Genomic DNA, 1,960 nt, shown 5'->3' with positions numbered 1-1,960 from the left:
GGCCGCCACTACCCGACGTGGCGGTCGCGAGCGCGGCCTGGCCGGGCGAAGCGGGCCGCCACTAACCCAGTAGCACTCCGGGATTGAGGATCCCAGCGGGGTCCAGCGCGTGCTTGGCTGCACGTAGCGCAGCGGCGAACGGATCAGGCCGCTGCCGGTCATACCACGGACGGTGGTCGCGACCGACCGCATGGTGATGGGTGATGGTGCCACCGGTGGCGCTGATCGCTTCGGAGACAGCCGCTTTCATCTCGTCCCACTGGGCGTCCAGGGAACCCCAGCGCCCAGCAGCGTAGATGCCGTAGTACGGCGCCGGGCCGTCGGGGTAGACGTGAGTGAACCGGCAGGTCACCACGCCGGTGCCGCAGACCTTTTCGATCGCGGCCCGGGCGGCGCCGGTTACCGCGTTATGCAGCTCCTCGAATGCGGTCCAGGTGCAAGCGGTTTCGAAAGTCTCCGCGATGACGCCCCGGCGCGCCAGGGCATCTCGTTGGTAGGGCATGCGCAGGAAAGACGACCGCCAGCTGGCTGCCGCGTCGTCTTCTGTTGTGTCACTGTCGGATTCGCGGTTGCGCCGCGAGATGACGGTGCCGCCGTGTTCGGCGGTGATCTCCAATGCCCGGTTCAGCCACGGGTCGATCGGATGGTCTGCGGATTCGAAGGCCAGCACGAGTAGCCCGCCGGTGACGGGGGCGCCGGCGTTCAGAAAAGCCTCGGCCGGGTCGAGCAGCCGGCAGTTCGCCGGAAACAGGCCGGCCTGCGCGACGGTGCGGGTCGCTGCGACTGCGGCTGTCCAGCTCTCGAACGCCACCGATGCCGTGACCTGCCAGCGGGGACGGTACTGCAACCGCATCCAGGCCTCGGTGATGACGCCGAGCGTGCCTTCCGAACCGACGAACAGACGGTCCGGGGACGGTCCCGCGCCGGAGCCGGGCAGTCGTCGCGACTCGCTGACACCGATCGGGGTGACGACGCGCACCGACTCGGTCAGGTCGTCGACATGGGTGTAGAGCGTGGCGAAATGGCCGCCGGCGCGGGTGGCCAACCAGCCGCCGAGGCTGGAGAAAGCGAACGACTGCGGGAAATGGCGCAACGTCAGGTTGTGCCGGCGCAACTGATCCTCGATCCAGGGCCCCAGCGCGCCGGCCTGGATACGGGCAGCGCGGCTGACCTGATCGACCTCGATCACCGCGCTCATGGCGCTGACGTCCAGGGTGATGGCGGGCTCCGCGAAGCGCGGCTCGACACCGCCGACGACGGAGCTGCCACCGCCGTAGGGAATCGCCGGAATCCCTTCGCGGGTGCACCAATCCAGCACGTCGATCACGTCCTGTTCGCGGCGCGGTCGCACGATCAGGTCGGGCAGGTGGTCGAGGCGCCCCTGCAGGTTACGGGCGACGTCACGAAAGGCCTTGCCGCGGGCGTGGCCGGCGCGGTCCACCACCTGTGACGAACACAACGCGGCCAGCGACGGAGGCGGCGCGATACGCGGGCCCGGCAGCCCGAGCGCAGTCGGGTCAGGTGGGCGGTGGTCGGTGAGGTCGTGGCCGGGCAGCATTGCCGCTACCCGCGCCACCAGATCTTTCGTCTCCTGCTCTGTGAGGGCCTGTTCGAGCGTGCCCCAGCCCCACCACGAACGCATGCCGGTGGCGTCAGCGTCTGCGGAGAACGAGCGCCCCGCCGGCAACGAGCAGCACCAAGGCCAGCACGACGCCCCAGCCGGCGCCGGCAAAGTACCAGGTGACGGCCACCAGCGCGATCAGCGGGGACACCGCGAAGAGTGCAATCCCGGGATGCTGCCGGATTACCGCCAGAGCGCTCTTGGCCCGGATGGGGTCCAACTCCTTGCCTGCCATCCGTTCAGGATGCCAGGTGAGCGGCGCAATGCAAGCATGTTCAGCCGGGTTCGTCGTCCTCGGGCGCGAAGAGCTTTTCGGGATGGTGAAATGTATTGATTCTC

Annotated in this window: 2 protein-coding genes; both read right to left on the bottom strand. The window is 68.8% G+C overall.

Going from position 1 to position 1,960, the window contains the following annotated elements:
• Window positions 1-61: 61 nt before the first annotated feature.
• Complete coding sequence (locus AC5Y7D_RS30775; RefSeq protein ID WP_499929950.1) at window positions 62-1,642, bottom strand: FAD-binding oxidoreductase; 1,581 nt, start codon at window positions 1,640-1,642, stop codon at window positions 62-64.
• A gap of 10 nt (window positions 1,643-1,652) precedes the next feature.
• Window positions 1,653-1,856, bottom strand: coding sequence for a hypothetical protein (locus AC5Y7D_RS30770; RefSeq protein ID WP_499929948.1), 204 nt, complete (start codon window positions 1,854-1,856; stop codon window positions 1,653-1,655).
• Window positions 1,857-1,960 lie beyond the last annotated feature (104 nt).

It is taken from the genome of Mycobacterium sp. NGS49 (genome assembly GCF_059812565.1).
This window is presented reverse-complemented; position numbering and strand designations above follow the sequence as displayed.